We start from the raw sequence: 16,287 nt of genomic DNA on the forward strand, positions 1-16,287 counted from the left end.
GCGTCCGCGTCCCCTAGGGGACTCGAACCCCTGTTACCGCCGTGAAAGGGCGGTGTCCTAGGCCACTAGACGAAGGGGACGCAAACCCTTCTATACAACWGATCARYGCTGAGWGYTGATCGMTTCAAGRCCGGTGTGGCCAGRCCTTGAASTGTAAATTGGTGGAGCTARRCGGGATCGAACCGYYGACCTCYTGCATGCCATGCARGCGCTCTCCCAGCTGAGCTATAGCCCCTCATCGTTGATGTCATCGCTGAGGACGGGGCGAATCTTAAGGGTGTATCGAAAGCCTGTCAAACTTATTTTTCAAAAAATTTAAAATTTTTTGCCGACATAACAATCACTTACCGCCCTCCCCCGGAAAATCCGGGAGGTTTGCAACCAACGCAGACCTGTAGGAGCTGGCGCAGCCTGCGATCTTTTGGCTTTGCTTTTTGAAAACAAGATCAAAAGATCGCAGCCTTCGGCAGCTCCTACAGTAGACCGCAAGCGCTTAAGCGATAGCGCCCAACAGCTTTTCCCACTCTTTGTTTTCTTTCTTCGACACACCGCCCAGCAGGTCGATCGCTTGGCGCAGACGGAAACGGGTCAGGTCCGGCCCGAGGATTTCCATCGCATCGAGCACCGACACCGAACTGGCCTGGCCGGTGATCGCAGCGAACATCAGCGGCATGGCATCACGCAGCTTCAGCTCCAGGGACTCGACCACCGCCTGAATGGTTGCGGTGATGCTGTCCTTCTCCCACTGACGCAGGCTTTCGAGCTTCCACAGGATCAACTGCATCAACTGGCGGACCTGATCGCCCGACAGCTTCTTGGATTCGAACAGCCTGGCATCGGGGTTCACGCCACCGGCAAAGAAGAACCCGGCCAGCGGTGCCACCTGGCTGAAGGTTTCGACGCGGCCCTGCACGTGCGGTGCGATCTTCATCATGTAATCGGAATTGAACGCCCACTTCTGCACGCGCGCAGCGAACTCTTCCACCGGCAGGTCACGCAGCCACTGACCGTTGAGCCAGGACAGTTTCTCGATGTCAAAGATCGGCCCGCCGAGGGACACGCGCTTCAGATCGAAGTTGTCGACCATTTCCTGCAACGAGAACTTCTCGCGCTCGTCCGGCATCGACCAGCCCATGCGGCCCAGGTAGTTGAGCATCGCTTCGGGCATGAAGCCCATGCGCTCGTAGAACGTCACCGAAGTCGGGTTCTTGCGCTTGGACAGCTTGCTTTTGTCCGGGTTACGCAGCAGCGGCATGTAGCACAGCTCCGGTTGTTCCCAGCCGAAGTACTCGTAAAGCAGGATCAGCTTCGGTGCCGATGGCAGCCACTCTTCGCCGCGCAAGACATGGGTGATGCCCATCAGGTGATCGTCGACCACGTTGGCCAGGAAGTACGTCGGCAGGCCGTCGGTCTTCATCAGGACTTGCATGTCCATGCGGTCCCACGGGATTTCAACGTCACCGCGCAGCATGTCCGGCACCACGCAGACGCCTTCGCTCGGCACCTTCATGCGGATAACGTGGGGCTCACCAGCGGCCAGGCGACGGGCGACTTCTTCCTTGGACAGCAGCAGCGCGCGGCCGTCGTAGCGCGGGGTTTCGCCACGGGCCATCTGCTCGGCGCGCATCTGGTCCAGTTCTTCGGCGGTGCAGAAGCACGGGAACGCATGGCCCAGGTCGACCAGTTGCTGGCAATACTTCTGATAAATATCGCCGCGCTCGCTTTGACGGTATGGACCGTGCGGGCCGCCGACGTCAGGGCCTTCGCTCCATTCGATGCCGAGCCAGCGCAAGGCGTCGAAAATCTGCTGTTCGGACTCGCGGGTCGAACGCAGTTGGTCGGTGTCTTCGATCCGCAGGATGAACTCACCGCCGTGCTGCTTGGCAAAGCAGTAGTTGAACAAGGCGATGTAAGCGGTACCTACGTGGGGATCCCCGGTAGGCGATGGCGCGATGCGAGTGCGGACGGTGGTCATGGCATGTCTCGAAAAGAAAAAAGCAAAGTTCAAACAAGGCGCGAATGGTAACAGGCGACACCCGCCCGGCTCCAGCGAACAGGGCATTTAAGCCAAGGTTGCGGCTGTAACACCCGTATGCCGCGGATATCGGCCGACGGCATTTACCGTTTATCGGCTGTATGCCAGATTCACCTGCTGATAACTTCCCTTACAATTTCTCGACTACAGTTTTCCCCATGCCTGCCCAACTCAAGCGTCGCCTGTCCTTTTTCCTGCTGATCATCCTGTTGATTGCCGGGGGCCTGTTTGCCCACTGGTTTTTAAAGGGGCGCTTTTATGAAAGCACCGACAACGCTTATGTCCAGGGCGAGATCACCCGTGTGTCGAGCCAATTGGGCGCGCGTATCGATCAGGTGCTGGTGCAGGACAACCAGCATGTCGAGAAAGGCCAGTTGCTGGTCAAACTCGAAGGCGACGACTTCCGCCTCGCTGTCGACCGCGCCAATGCCGCCCTGGCCACCCGCCAGGCCGAGCGCCTGCAAGCCCAGAGCAAACTGACCCAGCAGGCCAGCCTGATTGCCGCCAGCGAAGCGCAAGTCGCGTCCAGCCAGGTCAGCCTGGGCCGTTCGCAGATCGACCTGACCCGCGCCGAGACCTTGCGCAAACCCGGTTATGTCTCGGAAGAACGGGTGACCACCCTCTCCGCCGAATCCCACATTRCCCGCTCGCAAGTGGCCAAGGCCCAGGCCGACGCGCAAAGTCAGCGCCAGCAGGTCAATGCACTGACCGCCGAGATCAAACGCCTCGACGCGCAGATCGCCAACGCCAGGACCGACCTCGCCCAGGCAGAACTGAACCTGACCCGCAGCGAAATCCACGCACCTATCAGCGGCCTGATCGGCCAGCGTGCAGCCCGCGAAGGCCAATACGTGCAGGCCGGCGCTTACCTGTTATCGATCGTGCCGGATGAAGACATCTGGATTCAGGCCAATTTCAAGGAAACCCAGATCGGCCACATGCAGCCCGGCCAGAAAGCCGAGCTGACCTTCGACGCCTACAGCGACACCCCTATCGAAGCCCGGGTCGACAGCCTGTTCGCCGCCTCGGGTGCGCAGTTCAGCCTGTTGCCGCCGGACAATGCCACGGGCAACTTCACCAAGGTCGTACAACGGATTCCGGTAAAACTGACCTTCGCCGCGGACAACCCGTTGCGCGGCAAGATTCGTCCGGGCATGTCAGTGACCGCCAAGGTGAACATCAAGGACGCGCCTGAAGATGTCACCAGCAAAGTGAGCAGCAAAGACGCCGCTGACAATGGCCGGTGATCAACTGATCCGCCCGATCGGCGAACCGACCCGGCGGGACTGGATTGCGGTGATGAGCGTGATGCTCGGCGCCTTCATGGCGGTGCTGGACATCCAGATCACCAACTCCTCGCTCAAGGACATCCAGGGCGCGCTGTCGGCGACCCTGGAAGAAGGTTCGTGGATCTCCACCTCGTACCTGGTGGCGGAAATCATCATGATCCCGCTCACCGCCTGGCTGGTGCAGTTGCTGTCGGCGCGACGGCTTGCCGTGTGGGTGTCCCTCGGGTTTCTAGCGGCCTCCCTGCTCTGCTCCATGGCCTGGAGCCTGGAAAGCATGATCATGTTTCGCGCCTTGCAGGGCTTTACCGGCGGCGCGCTGATCCCGCTGGCATTCACCCTGACCCTGATCAAACTCCCGGAACACCACCGCGCCAAGGGCATGGCCATGTTCGCCATGACCGCCACCTTCGCCCCCTCCATCGGCCCGACCCTCGGCGGCTGGCTGACGGAAAACTGGGGCTGGGAATACATCTTCTACATCAACGTCCCGCCCGGCCTGATCATGATCGCCGGCCTGATGTACGGCCTGGAGAAGAAAGAAGCGCACTGGGAGTTGCTGAAAAGCACCGACTACGCCGGCATTCTCACACTCGGCGTCGGGCTTGGTTGTTTGCAGGTTTTTCTGGAGGAAGGCCATCGCAAGGACTGGCTGGAGTCGAACCTGATCGTGACCCTGGGCAGCATCGCGCTGGTCAGCCTGATCACCTTTGTGATCGTGCAGTTTTCCAAACCCAATCCGCTGATCAATCTCGGCATCCTCGGCAACCGCAACTTCGGGCTATCCAGTATTTCCAGCGTCGGAATGGGGGTCGGGTTGTACGGCTCGATCTACCTGCTGCCGCTGTACCTGGCGCAGATCCAGAACTACAACGCCCTGCAGATTGGCGAAGTGATCATGTGGATGGGCGTGCCGCAGCTGTTTCTGATCCCGCTGGTGCCCAAGCTGATGAAGTTCGTCTCGCCAAAATGGCTGTGCACGCTGGGCTTCGGGCTATTCGGGTTGGCGAGCTTCTCTTCGGGCGTGCTGAACCCGGACTTTGCCGGGCCACAGTTCAATCAGATCCAGATCATCCGCGCCCTGGGCCAGCCGCTGATCATGGTCACCATCTCGCTGATCGCGACCGCCTACATCCTGCCCCAGGATGCGGGATCGGCATCGAGCCTGTTCAACATCCTGCGCAACCTCGGCGGGGCCATCGGCATCGCCCTGCTCGCCACGCTACTGGATGCGCGGACCAAGGTTTACTTTGACTACTTGCGTGAGTCGATCGTGCCGAGCAATCCGCAGGTGGCCGAGCGCATTACCTCGTTGACCGACCGACTGGGCAGTGAAACGGCGGCACTGGGCAAACTCAGCGAGATCGCGCATCAACAGGCGTCGATCATGGCCTATAACGATGCGTTTCATTTTGTCGGGATCGCGCTGGGGATCAGCATGCTGGCGGTGTTGCTGACCAGGAAATTGCCGGAGGGGTTGAAGGCTGGCGAGGCTCACTAGTTGATATTTACTGCGCCCTGACTGGCCTCATCGCGAGCAAGCTCGCTCCCACAGGGTTCAGTGTGATCCCTGTGGGAGCGAGCWTGCTCGCGATGAGGCCAGTTCAGACACTACAAATCAAACAGTGATCAACCGCTCGCGCAACTTGGTAATCTCGTCGCGCATCTGCGCCGCTGCTTCAAACTCCAGATCACGCGCCAACGCATACATCTTCTCTTCCAGGGCTTTGATACGCTTGGCGATCTCGCCCGGCGAGCGCAATTCCGCTTCGTATCGGGCGTTTTCCTCGGCGGCCTTGGCCATGCCTTTGCGCTTCTTGCTGCGCGAACCGGGCACGGTGGCGCCTTCCATGATGTCGGCAACGTCCTTGAACACGCCTTTGGGCGTGATGCCATTGGCCAGGTTGAAGGCGATCTGCTTGTCGCGACGACGCTCGGTTTCACCGATCGCCCGTTCCATGGATCCGGTAATGCGGTCGGCATAGAGAATCGCCCGGCCATTGAGGTTACGTGCCGCGCGCCCAATGGTCTGGATCAGCGAGCGCTCGGACCGCAGGAAGCCTTCCTTGTCGGCATCGAGGATCGCTACCAGCGAGACTTCCGGCATGTCCAGGCCTTCACGCAACAGGTTGATGCCCACCAGCACATCGAAGGTGCCGAGGCGCAGGTCGCGGATGATCTCGACCCGCTCCACGGTGTCGATGTCCGAGTGCAGATAACGCACGCGCACGCCGTGATCCGCCAGGTAATCGGTCAAATCCTCGGCCATGCGCTTGGTCAGCGTGGTGACGAGCACCCGCTCCTCGACTGCGACGCGCTTGCTGATTTCCGACAGCAAGTCGTCGACCTGGGTCAGTGCCGGGCGAATCTCGATTTGTGGGTCCACCAGCCCGGTCGGGCGCACCACCATGTCAATGACGCGCCCGGCGTGTTCGGCTTCGTAGTTGCCCGGGGTCGCCGAGACGAAAATCGTCTGTGGGCTGATGCTTTCCCACTCATCGAAACGCATCGGCCGGTTGTCCAGGGCCGAAGGCAGGCGGAAACCGTATTCGACCAGGGTTTCCTTGCGCGAGCGGTCGCCCTTGTACATGGCGCCAACCTGCGGAACGCTGACGTGGGACTCATCGATCACCAGCAAGGCATCGGCCGGCAGGTAATCGTAAAGGGTTGGTGGCGCCGCGCCGGCTTCACGACCGGACAGATAGCGCGAGTAGTTTTCGATGCCGTTGCAGTAACCCAGTTCGAGGATCATCTCCAGGTCGAAACGGGTGCGCTGCTCCAGGCGCTGGGCTTCCACCAGTTTGTTGTTGGAGCGCAAGTATTCCAGGCGCTCCTGCAACTCGACCTTGATCCCTTCGACCGCGCCCATCAGGGTTTCCCGTGGCGTCACGTAGTGGCTCTTCGGGTAGAAGGTGAAACGCGGCAGTTTGCGAATGACTTCGCCGGTCAGCGGATCGAACGCCGACAGGCTTTCCACTTCATCGTCGAACAGCTCGATGCGGATCGCCTCGAAATCGGATTCCGCCGGGTGGATATCGATCACATCGCCACGCACGCGGAAGGTCGCGCGGGCAAAATCCATGTCGTTGCGGGTGTATTGCAGGTCCGCCAGGCGTCGCAGCAATTCACGCTGATCGAGCCGGTCGCCGCGATCCACGTGCAACACCATTTTCAAATAGGTTTCCGGGCTGCCCAGGCCGTAGATGCAGGACACCGTGGTGACGATGATCGCGTCCTTGCGCTCAAGCAATGCCTTGGTCGCCGACAAACGCATCTGTTCGATGTGGTCGTTGATCGAGGCGTCTTTCTCGATGAAGGTGTCCGACGACGGCACATAGGCTTCGGGCTGGTAGTAGTCGTAGTAGGAAACGAAATACTCCACCGCGTTGTTCGGGAAGAACGCCTTGAACTCACCGTACAACTGCGCCGCCAGGGTCTTGTTCGGCGCCAGCACCAGAGTTGGGCGCTGCACCTGGGCGATCACATTGGCGATGCTGAAGGTCTTGCCCGAGCCGGTCACACCGAGCAGCGTCTGGTGCGCCAGCCCGGCCTCGATACCCTCGACCATCAGGCGGATGGCTTCCGGCTGATCGCCGGCGGGCTCGAAACGGGTGACTAGCTGGAATTCAGACATGAAATACCTCTGGATCACTCTTGCCGGCAAAACCGGCACGAACGAGAAAGACCGCAAACGACCGATGTCGCCCGAGAAAAAAAACTGGATTGTGCTCAATGTGGAGCCGATTGCCAGCGCTTTCAAGGCAAACGTCCTACATCCGGTAAAGTCTCCGACACGACCAATCGACTAACGGTCGAAAAATAATCGGAAAAACTTAACCGAAAAGCCGAATCGCCTGTCGCCAGCAATCGCCGATGGCCTCTATACTAGCTCCCCGTTTGTGCACCGCTCTAGTGCATTCGGCTGGAGCGCGACACGTCCCTCCACTCTCCATTCAGAGCCGCCGCAATAATGAGCCTGTTCTCCGCTGTCGAAATGGCACCACGCGATCCAATCCTGGGCCTCAACGAAGCATTCAACGCCGATACCCGTACCAACAAGGTCAACCTGGGGGTCGGTGTTTACTGCAACGAGGAGGGGCGAATTCCACTCCTGCGCGCCGTTGTCGAAGCCGAAACCATTCGCGCCGCTCAACACCTTTCCCGTGGCTACCTGCCAATCGACGGCATCGCCGCCTACGACCAGGCCGTGCAGAAATTGCTGTTCGGCAATGACTCGCCGCTGATCGCCGCTGGCCGCGTCATCACCACCCAGGCCGTTGGCGGTACTGGTGCTCTGAAAATCGGTGCCGATTTCCTCAAGCAACTGCTGCCGAACGCCGTTGTGGCAATCAGCGATCCGAGCTGGGAAAACCACCGCGCGCTGTTCGAAACCGCCGGTTTCCCGGTACAGAACTACCGTTACTACGACGCCGCGACCCACGACGTGAATCGTACCGGCATGCTGGAAGACCTGAACGCGCTGCCAAACGGCTCGATCATTGTGCTGCACGCCTGCTGCCACAACCCGACTGGCGTGGACCTGAGCCCGGCCGACTGGAAAAACGTCCTGGAAGTCGTTAAAGCCAAAGGCCACGTACCATTCCTCGACATGGCGTATCAAGGTTTCGGCGATGGCATCGACGAAGACGCCGCTGCCGTGCGTCTGTTCGCCGAGTCGGGCCTGACCTTCTTCGCTTCCAGCTCGTTCTCCAAATCGTTCTCGCTGTACGGTGAGCGCGTGGGTGCCCTGTCGATCGTCAGCGAATCGAAAGAAGAAAGCGCGCGCGTGCTGTCGCAAGTCAAACGCGTGATCCGCACCAACTACTCCAACCCACCGACCCACGGCGCCAGCGTTGTTGCTGCCGTACTGAACAGCCCGGAACTGCGCGCCCAGTGGGAAGCCGAACTGGCCGAGATGCGCCTGCGCATTCGTGGCATGCGCACCCAGATGGTCGATCTGCTGGCACAAAAAGCGCCTCAGCGCGATTTCAGCTTCGTCGGTCGTCAGTGCGGCATGTTCTCGTACTCCGGCTTGAGCGTTGAGCAGGTTCACCGCTTGCGCAACGAGTTCGGCATCTACGCCCTGGACACCGGCCGCATCTGTGTGGCCGCGCTGAACCAGAGCAACATCAAGGCCGTTACGGATGCCATCGTTCAGGTGATCTGAATCGCGTCGTGATACGAAAAACGGGAAGCCATGGGGCTTCCCGTTTTTTATTTGTCGCAGATAAATCTCAAAGCACGGGCTCAGCCCTCTAAACTCCACACAATCCAAAATGTGGGAGCGAGCCTGCTCGCGATAGCGATGTACCAGTCACCACTGATGGTGAATGTGCTGTTGCCATCGCGAGCAGGCTCGCTCCTACAGGTTTTGTGTACACCCTGGAATTCCTGCGAGAACCCACATGAAAAACGATGACCTTCGCGCCGACCGCGATGACCTGGATGACCTGGATCACTTCATCCCCCGCCCCCCGACAAAGCGCGGCAACAACCTGGTGATGCAAGTGGCCGCCGGTGTGTTTCTCGGCGGCTTGGCCCTGTGGCTGGTGCAAATGGGGGCCACGGCGCTCTACGCCAAACTGATGCTTGGCACGATTACCTTCGGCGGTTAAGCCAGTTCGGTCGCACGCTGGCTGGCAGCGTCGTCGTAGGCGACATACAGCGATTCCGCGACCTGGCTCTTGATCGCTTTAGTGCTTTCCAGCCCCAGGACAAAACCTTCGGCCTTGCCGCCAGCGCGGTTCAATGCTTCAGCGGTGCCGGCCTGAGTGATGGCGTCGAACAACTTTTCGGCGTGGGGGCCGACACCTTTGGGCAGGCTGATCTGAGCGATGCTCATGGGTGCACCCCGTGGTGTCGAGGTGTGAGGGTCAAATGATTCATGGCGCGTACCTTTTCGGCGAATGGCCGGCAGCGCGTGTCACCACTTCCGGGCGGCCATGGTAGACCTCTGGGGCGATCCTGGTAACCGCCAATCGCCGCTAAACCACCGCCCGTCCTGATGATTCGCTCCAATTGTCATTCAATGCTTGACTTCTCTTTTTGAATCAGTAAGATACGCGCCATTCCGCGATAGCTCAGTTGGTAGAGCAAGTGACTGTTAATCACTGGGTCCCTGGTTCGAGTCCAGGTCGTGGAGCCAGACAAGGTTCCAGAGAAGGCTAATAAAGTCTCTGAAACCCCCGAAAAACCCGCCTTCTGGCGGGTTTTTTCGTTTTGGCGTTCCGTCGGATTCCGGTGGGTACCAGCCGTTTTAAGGGTAGAGTTAGGGATAAAGGTCAGTTCGATAAAAGGGAGTACCCTTATGTCGCGCACTACTGCTCCACTCTCCGACTCCGCTTGCCGTTCGGCCAAGCCCACAGACCGCGCCTACAAGCTTTTCGACGGGGATGGCCTTTACCTTCTAGTCCAACCCAATGGCCGTAAAGGCTGGCGGCTCCGTTACGTCAAACCTGACGGACGGGAAGGACTGACCTCATTCGGCAACTACCCCATCGTTGGCCTCGCCGATGCGCGCCGCAAACGCTTGCAGGTCAAGCGAATGCTGGCGGATGGCATTGACCCCATAGGAGCCAAGAACCAAGCCAAGACGGACGCTCTGATCAAAGGCCGCACCTTTGAAAGCGTTGCCCTCGGCTGGCACACGGAAATGTCAGCCAAGTGGGCACCGGACTATTCCAAGACAGTGATGAGTCGCCTCAAAACTCACCTCTTCCCGCTGATCGGCGCCCGCGCCATTGTCGACCTCGATACCCACGATCTTATGCGGCCCCTGGAAGCGATTAAGAAGCGCGGAACGATAGACATTGCTTTAAGGGTACAAAACTACCTGCAGAGCATCATGCGCGAGGCAAAGCGCCTCCGGCTTATCACCGTAAACCCTGCTTACGACCTCGTTGGCTCGATCAAAGCCTCGCGGGTCGTTCACCGCCCCGCCTTATCCTTATCGCGCTTGCCGGAATTGCAGGAACGGATCGACACCTATAAAGGCCGTGCACTTACCCGGCTGACGGTCTTGCTGTCGCTGCACGTGTTTGTACGATCCAGCGAGCTGCGCTTCGCCCGCTGGAGCGAGTTCGACCTCAAACGTGGCGTCTGGGAAATACCGGACACGCGACCAGCGTTGGAAGGCGTACCCTTTTCCACAAGGGGTACGAAGATGGCAGGGGATATCCATCTTGTACCCTTATCGCCGCAAGCGATCGCCCTGCTCGAGCAGATCAACGCAATCACAGGCAAATTTGACTTGGTGTTCGCAGGCGATACCAAGTCTTGGAAACCAATGTCCGAAAACACGGTGAACAGCGCGCTTCGGAAGATGGGGTACGACACCAAATCCGAGATCTGTGGGCATGGGTTTCGTTCGATGGCCTGCAGCGCACTGATCGAGTCAGGTTTGTGGACGGACACAGCCATCGAGCGGCAGATGAGCCACAAGGAACGCAACAACGTCCGAGCGGCCTACATCCACAAGGCTGAGTTCATTGAGGAGCGCAGACTGATCATGAACTGGTGGAGTCGCTACCTTGAGGCTAATCAGCAGAAGCATGTCAGCCCACGCGAATTCGCCAATCAGACGGGTGCGAATGTCACTCGACTAAAAGCAAAACGTGGCGCAATTGAGTAAGCGCTCGGTTCTCATATCTCAGTGATCCGCTTGTCCACGCGGGTCCATCCAAGCAGGGCTGCAAAGCCGCCCTGCTTGGATGGACCTCACTTAAAAAATCTAAAGCCCACGCAATTATCTGTGGAAAACCACGGTTTTCCATTAGTGGATAATTTCATCCACAGCCGCAGAACTCCCAAAAACCCGAGCCTTGACCCAAATTCTCCACAGGCGTAGAAAAGATCGGGCAAAGCGCTGTCATTGACAGCAACCCAGGTAGCCCGAACCTTTAAGGCTACGCCACACCGTGGTGGTTCTCCCCCAAGTGCGATTAGCGTCCGGCGGCTCGCACGGTCACAGCGATGTGATGGATGCCTACTTTTACCAGTGTGCCCACTGCGGCAACTCATCCCCTTTCATCGCTGCCCTGCAGCAACCTATCCGCTTGGCCATTTCATTGCGCCAACCTGCGCCCGTCTCTTTCTCCCGGAAAGAGACGGGCGCTCCTACCGCTGCTGCAGCCCACCTCGTACAAGGCATTGCGGCAATTCCCCTCGTGACAATCGGCGTGACAAACACCGAAGTCACCAGCAACAGCGATGCCGATGATGGTGCCGCAGCCCACGGAATGGACTGCACCTGACTGACAGTCAGGCACGCCCCGGTCATCGCATCGCTGCCTTCACCCGACTCAGGATCTCGCGGCGCTGGTCTCGTCAGCCAGCGCAGCCTCCACCCGCCCACTTCCTCGGAAGTGCTCAGGGGGTCAGATCATGAGATGCCCAAGCTCCCGGTCGTAAAGAGCCGCCAGTCCCGTGTTAGTGGGCAACCCTCACAGGTCGCAGGGGCCTTGATCCCTGATAACACTCAACATCCTTGGCGGGATGACGTGGGGAAAGTTTTAAAAGTTTTGACTTCGAGAGGAGTTTGATCATGGCATTGAGAGGCAGACGGGCTGGGCGGAATTTTGGCTATGGTCGGCAAATGAGTTATGCCGGACCGCAGGCGTTGCGCGATCTATTTGGCGGCGGGCATTACGGCACGGTCAAGGCGCACAGTGATCCTTGGCAGGCGCTTGTACGCAGGTGTCGGTCGGAGGATGGACCAGCGTTTAACGATGCGCGGATCGAACAGCACGAACGATGTCTTAATTATCTCCTGGATAGTCTCAAAGACTAGCTGAATGCCAGAGTGACGGCGGTGGTGCGCCCCATCCCGATGGAGCGGCTGAGCATAAGTCTAATCCAGCTGTGCGGCTGGATAGGCATGATCCGTATCTAACGTTTTGGCCAAATCGGTCAGACACATTGAGCGGCCAGACCATAGCTGGGTACACAAGCCAGAGATATCCTCGTGTCTCAATGACTCTAATAACAATTATAGGATGTAGGGATGCGCGATTATCATACCGCCGCAAGCCAGTTCAATTACCTGCAAACCGCCGCGCAAGAACTGCACGGTAGTCTGGACGGCCTTAACGCCTGCGTGGAGTGCTGTGACCGACATGCTGCTGGCCAGGATATAGCCTTGTACTGCGAAGCGCAGGACGGCAGCGCCTCGCAGTATACCTTCCGCGAACTACAGGATCAGGCCGCCCGATTTGGCAATTTCCTCCGTGAGCAGGGCGTCCGGCCGGGTGACCGAGTCGCTGGGCTTTTGCCACGAACTGTCGAGCTCCTGATCACTATCCTCGGAACTTGGAGGGTAGGGGCAGTCTACCAACCGCTGTTCACCGCGTTCGGGCCTAAGGCGATTGAGCAGCGCTTGGACTGCTCTGGCGCACGATGGGTTGTCACAGATGCGCGCAATCGGCCCAAACTAGACGACGTCACCGGCTGTCCGACTGTGGTCACTGTTGGCGCCGATCCACTGGGCATCGGCGATTATGATTTTTGGAGTACCCTGCAGCGCCAGAGCAACGACTGTGAGCCGTTGCTTCAGGACGGCGAAGCCCCGTTCCTGCTCATGTGCACTTCCGGCACCACTGGGCCAGCCAAGCCACTGGAAGTACCATTGCGGGCCATTTTGGCTTTCAAGGGTTACATACGTGATGCAGTAGAGCTGCGAGCGGATGATCGCTTTTGGAACCTCGCCGATCCCGGCTGGGCATATGGCCTTTATTACGCGGTCACCGCGCCACTGGCTTTGGGTCACTCGACATTGTTTTACGATGGCCCGTTTTCGGTCGATAGCACCTGTTTGGTAATCAACAAATATGCAATCACTAACCTCGCCGGCTCGCCGACGGCCTTCAGGTTACTTATCTCCACGGGTATGCAATTCGCCGATAGCATCCGAGGTCGATTACGCGTGGTTAGCAGCGCCGGAGAGCCTCTCAATCCCCAAGTCATCCACTGGTTTGCTGAGCACTTAGGCGTAGTCATCCACGACCACTATGGCCAGACCGAGCTAGGCATGGTGCTTAGCAACCATCACGGCCTGAGCCACCCTGTGCTTGAAGGCTCTGCTGGCTATGCCATCCCTGGCCATCGAATCGTAGTGCTTGATGACCGGCAGCAGGAGTTACCACCAGGCCAGCCTGGTGCGTTGGCAATTGATCGCGAGCAATCGCCGCAGTGCTGGTTCGGTGGTTATTTCGGCATGCCAACCAAGGCCTTCGTGGGGCGTTACTACTTGAGCGGCGATACAGCAGAACTCAACGACGATGGCAGCATTAGCTTCGTAGGCCGTAATGACGACGTAATTACTACCTCCGGCTACCGGGTAGGGCCGTTTGACGTTGAAAGCGCGCTGGTGGAGCATCCTGCCGTGATTGAGGCAGCCGTAATCGGAAAACCCGACCCGCAGCGTACAGAGTTGATTAAGGCCTTCGTGGTACTAAACAAGCAATATCTACCAAGCCCGGAACTAGCCGAAACATTGCGGTTACATGTCCGCCAGCGCCTCGCGGCTCATGCCTACCCCCGGGAAATCGAGTTCGTCAATGAATTGCCGAAAACACCTAGCGGCAAGCTGCAACGTTTCATCCTACGCAACCAGGAGATTGCTAAGCAGCAAGTTTGATGCTTAAGAGTCGGGAACGCACGAAAGTTCTAAATTAACTATGCGACGACTTTGATGACTCATCATTTATGTATTTGATGATCTTGAAGCAATCTTTGGATGCTTGTGGGAGCATGACGCCTTAATGCACTACGCATACAGACAGTAGTTTACTAAGTCCGAGTTGCGCTGTGCAGAGAATGCCAAATTTTCATGCTGTAGACTGCCAACTCGGAGGCTCTTCTCACGAAGTGGCCTGATACCGAAATCCCCACTGGATGTGCACTTCATAAATACAACAATACTGAAGGATACATAATATGCAGACAGTTAACGTGTACGCGCTCGCCAGCAATTCAAAGTTCAACCGATTTCACCGTCTCATACTTTTTTGGTGCATGCTAATTCTTGTGATCGATGGTTACGATCTCGCCATCGTTGGTGCGGCCCTTCCCGCTATTATGCAAGATATGCAGATTGCCCCCACTAGCGCAGGAATCATGGCGGGTTCCGCCCTATTCGGCACGATGCTTGGAGCGATCTTCCTTGGAACACTTGCCGACCGTATCGGCCGTCCGAAAATGGTTGCTATGTGCGTCGCACTGTTCAGCCTTTTCACAGCCGGTGCGGGTTTCACTAACGACCCTGTCAGTTTCAGCATCATGCGCTTCATCGCCGGCTTGGGTATTGGCGGCGTATTGCCTGTGTGCACCGCTCAAATGAGTGAGTTTGCCCCTTTGAAACTCCGTACTCGCCTGGTCACTCTGGTATTTGCTGGCTACTCGGTAGGCGGCATTTTAGTTGCCATTACGTCCAAGCAGTTAATTGAGAGCCATGGTTGGCAGTGGGTGTTCTACGTTGCCGCACTACCGGTTCTGCTGATCCCCTTCATCCTGAAAACCATGCCTGATTCCATCGGGTACATGCTGAAGGAAGGTCGTCAGGATGAGCTGCGCAAGGTTGCGCTGCGTATTGAGCCAACATTGAATATCACCAGCCAAACTGAGATGACCGGCAACCTAGCGATTTTGGCTGAGCTGGACGCCCCAGTACGCAATCTATTCAAGGATGGTCGTGGCTTCAGCACGGTGATGATTTGGACAGCGTTCATGACCGGTCTGTTCATGGTTTACGCGCTCAACTCCTGGTTAACCAAACTCATGGCGATGGCTGGCTTCAGCCTGGGCTCAGCACTCAATTTCGTTATCGTATTCAACCTCGGTGCGATCGCTGGAGGACTAGGTGGTGGTTGGCTGGCCGATAAGCTCAACATCAAATACGTTCTGGTAAGCTTCTACATTGTCGGAGCCATTGCTCTGACCCTCATGGGCTATACACGCGACGTATCTCTGTTGTACGCAGTCGTCTTCGTTGTTGGGGCATCCACACTGGGTACGCAGCTGCTGGCCTATGCCTATGCAGGTGACTTCTACCCCTCCACGATACGCTCGGCGGGTGTCGGGTTTGCGTCAGGTGTGGGACGCATCGGGGCGATCGTTGCGCCAGTGCTGATCGGCTGGCTGGTGTCAATGAACCTGCCACTTGAGCACAACTTCATGGCCATCGGCCTGGCCGGCTTGATAGGCGCAGTGGCGGTGACATTGATCAACCAGTCTTGTGCGGATTCCACTCGAGCAAAGAAATCTCTGGCGTTCTCAGCTGAGTGAAGCCTGGATGACTCCACTCGATTTTACTTGAAGAGCGATTGCTGCTTCCGCCTCGCCTCCGTCCTGGTGAACCGTGGCTTGGGCGAAGGCGATACTGTCTCCGCCCTCTACAAGCGGCAAGTTGCCACGTATAAGGGGCTCGTGCGGCAGCCTTCGAAGGCTTAATGGTTGCTGACTCCGAAACTATGCAGCCAGTACCAAAAGATGGCCAAACAACGGGTGAGCTGCTGCTCAAGGGCAACACCGTAATGATGGGTTATCTGAAAAATGTTGTAAGCGACTCAAGGGGAAGTTTGCCTTGATAAAAATCCCCCAGTCCATCTGGAGTCAGAAAACTGGATTGCACCAGTAGATGAAATGGAGGGCATTCCCATTGCGCATATTCAGTTGATGCATTCGCGTGAGTGAGCTCTGCATTGGATTCGTGTGTGTTGCGTTGGCTTGGAAGATTTACTTGTTGCTTCTGTTACTTACAAAAATAAAAAATCGGAGCGTTATAAGTGAGCATAAAAAAAATTTCGGCAACTTTAGTGTTTGGCAGCATTGCCCTAAGTGGCCATGCGTTTGCTGACTTCCTAAGTGATAGCAAAGCTACCTTGGGAATGAGGAACTTCTACTTCAATAACGACAACCGTGATGGCACCGCTGCCCCTTCGAAAACCGAAGAGTGGGCGCAGGGTTTCATGT

12 protein-coding genes, 3 tRNA genes and 2 pseudogenes are annotated in these 16,287 nt (G+C 57.6%); 12 read left to right on the forward strand and 5 right to left on the reverse strand.

Features of this window, described 5'->3' with window-relative positions:
• Positions 1-7: 7 nt before the first annotated feature.
• From AC1DXW_RS29350 to gltX, 3 genes are all read right to left on the reverse strand, one after another.
• A tRNA-Glu gene (locus AC1DXW_RS29350) sits at positions 8-80 on the reverse strand.
• A 79-nt stretch (positions 81-159) separates the two neighbouring features.
• Positions 160-235, reverse strand: a tRNA-Ala gene (locus tag AC1DXW_RS29355).
• Between the two features lie 258 nt (positions 236-493).
• Positions 494-1,975 (reverse strand): glutamate--tRNA ligase, encoded by a 1,482-nt coding sequence (gene gltX, locus AC1DXW_RS29360; protein WP_477760802.1) that lies wholly within the window; start codon positions 1,973-1,975, stop codon positions 494-496.
• Between the two features lie 218 nt (positions 1,976-2,193).
• Here gltX and AC1DXW_RS29365 point away from each other — a divergent pair, with 218 nt between their 5' ends.
• The gene (locus AC1DXW_RS29365) at positions 2,194-3,282 is read left to right on the forward strand and encodes an HlyD family secretion protein (RefSeq protein ID WP_477760803.1); all 1,089 of its coding nucleotides are present in this window, start codon (positions 2,194-2,196) and stop codon (positions 3,280-3,282) included.
• Positions 3,272-4,822 carry an MDR family MFS transporter gene (locus tag AC1DXW_RS29370; protein ID WP_477760804.1) on the forward strand — a complete coding sequence of 517 codons (1,551 nt, stop codon included), beginning with the start codon at positions 3,272-3,274 and terminating at the stop codon, positions 4,820-4,822. The genes AC1DXW_RS29365 and AC1DXW_RS29370 overlap by 11 nt, the downstream gene beginning before the upstream one ends.
• 117 nt (positions 4,823-4,939) lie before the next feature.
• On the opposite strand, the gene uvrB is transcribed toward AC1DXW_RS29370, so the two are convergent.
• Entirely contained in the window at positions 4,940-6,955 is a 2,016-nt protein-coding gene (gene uvrB, locus AC1DXW_RS29375) for an excinuclease ABC subunit UvrB (RefSeq protein WP_477754974.1), read from the reverse strand.
• On the opposite strand from uvrB, the gene AC1DXW_RS29380 reads away from it, so the two are divergent.
• The 3 genes from AC1DXW_RS29380 to AC1DXW_RS29390 all read left to right on the forward strand — a co-directional run bounded on the left by AC1DXW_RS29380 (position 6,954) and on the right by AC1DXW_RS29390 (position 8,936).
• Positions 6,954-7,130 (forward strand): hypothetical protein, encoded by a 177-nt coding sequence (locus AC1DXW_RS29380; protein WP_477754975.1) that lies wholly within the window; start codon positions 6,954-6,956, stop codon positions 7,128-7,130. The genes uvrB and AC1DXW_RS29380 overlap by 2 nt on opposite strands.
• A gap of 161 nt (positions 7,131-7,291) precedes the next feature.
• Entirely contained in the window at positions 7,292-8,488 is a 1,197-nt protein-coding gene (locus tag AC1DXW_RS29385) for an amino acid aminotransferase (protein WP_477754976.1), read from the forward strand.
• A 238-nt stretch (positions 8,489-8,726) separates the two neighbouring features.
• Positions 8,727-8,936: a hypothetical protein gene (locus tag AC1DXW_RS29390; protein WP_477754977.1), complete on the forward strand. Its 210-nt coding sequence runs from the start codon at positions 8,727-8,729 to the stop codon at positions 8,934-8,936.
• Here the strand turns inward: AC1DXW_RS29390 and AC1DXW_RS29395 are convergent.
• Entirely contained in the window at positions 8,933-9,163 is a 231-nt protein-coding gene (locus tag AC1DXW_RS29395; protein WP_477754978.1) for a hypothetical protein, read from the reverse strand. The two genes, AC1DXW_RS29390 and AC1DXW_RS29395, sit on opposite strands and share 4 nt — an antisense overlap.
• Before the next feature lie 227 nt (positions 9,164-9,390).
• Here AC1DXW_RS29395 and AC1DXW_RS29400 point away from each other — a divergent pair.
• The 7 genes and pseudogenes from AC1DXW_RS29400 to AC1DXW_RS29430 form a co-directional block, all read left to right on the forward strand.
• Positions 9,391-9,466 (forward strand) — tRNA-Asn (locus AC1DXW_RS29400).
• Positions 9,467-9,628: 162 nt separating this feature from the next.
• Positions 9,629-10,951 (forward strand): tyrosine-type recombinase/integrase, encoded by a 1,323-nt coding sequence (locus AC1DXW_RS29405; RefSeq protein WP_477754979.1) that lies wholly within the window; start codon positions 9,629-9,631, stop codon positions 10,949-10,951.
• A 912-nt stretch (positions 10,952-11,863) separates the two neighbouring features.
• Positions 11,864-12,085 (forward strand): annotated as a pseudogene (locus tag AC1DXW_RS29410) (integrase domain-containing protein); the annotation flags it as partial.
• A 237-nt stretch (positions 12,086-12,322) separates the two neighbouring features.
• Positions 12,323-13,954 carry an AMP-binding protein gene (locus AC1DXW_RS29415; protein WP_477754980.1) on the forward strand — a complete coding sequence of 544 codons (1,632 nt, stop codon included), beginning with the start codon at positions 12,323-12,325 and terminating at the stop codon, positions 13,952-13,954.
• Between the two features lie 299 nt (positions 13,955-14,253).
• Positions 14,254-15,600, forward strand: coding sequence for an MFS transporter (locus AC1DXW_RS29420; protein ID WP_477754981.1), 1,347 nt, complete (start codon positions 14,254-14,256; stop codon positions 15,598-15,600).
• 155 nt (positions 15,601-15,755) lie between these two features.
• Positions 15,756-15,869 (forward strand): annotated as a pseudogene (locus tag AC1DXW_RS29425) (hypothetical protein); the annotation flags it as partial.
• A gap of 231 nt (positions 15,870-16,100) precedes the next feature.
• The coding region (locus AC1DXW_RS29430; protein WP_477760805.1) for an OprD family outer membrane porin at positions 16,101-16,287 on the forward strand (187 nt) is incomplete at its 3' end.

Source organism: Pseudomonas sp. P4_C4 (assembly GCF_056402055.1).